At 54.0% G+C, this 1790-nt stretch carries 1 protein-coding gene; it reads right to left on the bottom strand.

Features of this window, described 5'->3' with window-relative positions:
• Positions 1-239: 239 nt before the first annotated feature.
• The gene (locus H7B90_RS32060) at positions 240-1490 is read right to left on the bottom strand and encodes an IS110 family RNA-guided transposase (protein WP_185139976.1); all 1251 of its coding nucleotides are present in this window, start codon (positions 1488-1490) and stop codon (positions 240-242) included.
• Positions 1491-1790 lie beyond the last annotated feature (300 nt).

The following is a 1790-nucleotide window of genomic DNA, read 5'->3' as shown; positions in this document are numbered from 1 at the left end:
CGTCGAAATAATCGCCAACAAATGAATTTTGTATGATTTTTCATCTAAAACGTAAGCAACGCACCGTCATAAGAGCAGCGGTGCTATGTCAAGACCATAAATCAGACGAATTTGAATGAACTGCACTCTTTTTAGGGGGTGACCGGGAAAAAGGCAAACCCAAACTAAACCTGCCCTACCCGGACTTTCAGATATTTCCTTATGTACCGGGAAATGGGTGGTATTTTTGTGAACCTATGTCACCCGTGTTGTCGGATCACCTCTCTGGGTTCGTAAAGTCGGTTGGTTCGGAGCAGGTAATCGACCAACCGCACCAGTTTACGAGCTGTAAGCGCAAGGGCACGTTTTTCGGCATATTTGGCCGGCTCGGCCGCCTTGAGGCTGAAGTACTGCGCAAATACAGTGTCGTGCACCTGAACACTCTTTGCGGCTTCGGTGAAGTAATACTTCAGATAGCGGTTGCCGGATTTAATAAGCCGAGATTCAACGCCTTTAAAGTCGCCGGACTGGCTTTCCGTCCAAGCGAGGCCTGCGTACTTCGCAAGCGCCATCTGGTTTGGAAAGCGCTGGATGTCGCCGATCTCCGATAGGATACCGGCGGCGAAGATTGGACCGATTCCGGGCACGGACGTAAGCGTCTGCGGAATGGTGGCCAGATGCTCTTCAATCGCCTTCTGCAGCGATTTGGCCTGTTCCTGAAGCGAACGGATAATCCGGATGTTGGAGGCCATCGCCAGATTCACGGCATCCGCCATTGCCTTGGGCAGGCGGTAAGAAGAGCGAGCCGCCTTTTGCAGAGCTTGGGCGACGTCCTGCGGGTTCTCAAAGCGATTTTTACCGCACCGGGCAACGAACGCCACAAGATCATCCACGGACATGTCGATAATGTTCTCGACGCTGGCGAAGTGCTCCATTACCGCAAGGCTCGTTGCCGACGTTTTCTTGCCGAACGGCCCGGCCGAATAGCTGCTGAACTTCAGGAACAAATTGGTCAGCAGGAAATTCGTCTCCCGTGTCAAACATTGAGTAACGTGGAAACGAGTCCGGCAGAGGCGCTGCAACGCAGCGAGCGATTCGCTCCACGTGAAAGCACGGGGTAGATGACCGGATCGGAGCTTCGCGGCGATGAACCAGGCGTCTACCCTGTCGTTTTTTGGGGCGTCAAGGAAGTGCGACTTCTTGAACACCTTGATGAGACTGGGGTTGAACACATAGACGCTGTGCTCACACGGCGAGAAGCTCAGCACGCTCTCCAAGTACCGGGCGAGATGGCTGGAGTAACAGCCGGTCGCCTCGAGGCCGAAGCGAATGGAAGACAGATTGTGCTTCTGCATGAGGGCGAGGATCCGCTCATGAAGGGTGAGCACGCCGGGCTCGTCGTTAGACACGGTAAAGCGGCTTAAGGGCTTGGCGCTGTCGCCTTCAGGGAGGCAACAAACCACGTTGTTCTTGCTGCTTACATCGATCCCGACAAACAAGATGTGGGACATGGAAATCACCTCCTTTGGTTTGAGCTCGGCGCTACGGTCCTGGGATGTCCTTGGGAAAGCTCTCCGCTTACAGCCTTGCGAGCTATTGGCATACACCGCGGCCCATCAGTGCACGAACCTTCCTCTGCAATGCGGAAGGGATGGCGACGCGCGCGGGATACAGTCAGCGTGTAGGAAAATACGGAAGAGGCCAAGGGAACAATCTTAAGTGGAAGAACCCGAATTTTCGAGTCAACAGGTAGAATTTGGAACATTCCCGTCGGTAGCACCTATTGGCATTTTCCCAAGGACAGCCCAGGA

Origin of the sequence: Cohnella xylanilytica, from assembly GCF_014212175.1 — a bacterium.
In the GTDB taxonomy this organism is placed as follows: domain Bacteria; phylum Bacillota; class Bacilli; order Paenibacillales; family Paenibacillaceae; genus Cohnella; species Cohnella xylanilytica.
Note: the sequence above shows the minus strand (reverse complement) of the source record. Positions and strands in the feature narration are given on the sequence as shown.

Excerpts from the sequence above, each read along its gene's own strand:
- H7B90_RS32060 (WP_185139976.1), bottom strand. The coding sequence starts at position 1,490 with ATGTCCCACATCTTGTTTGTCGGGATCGATGTAAGCAGCAAGAACAAC.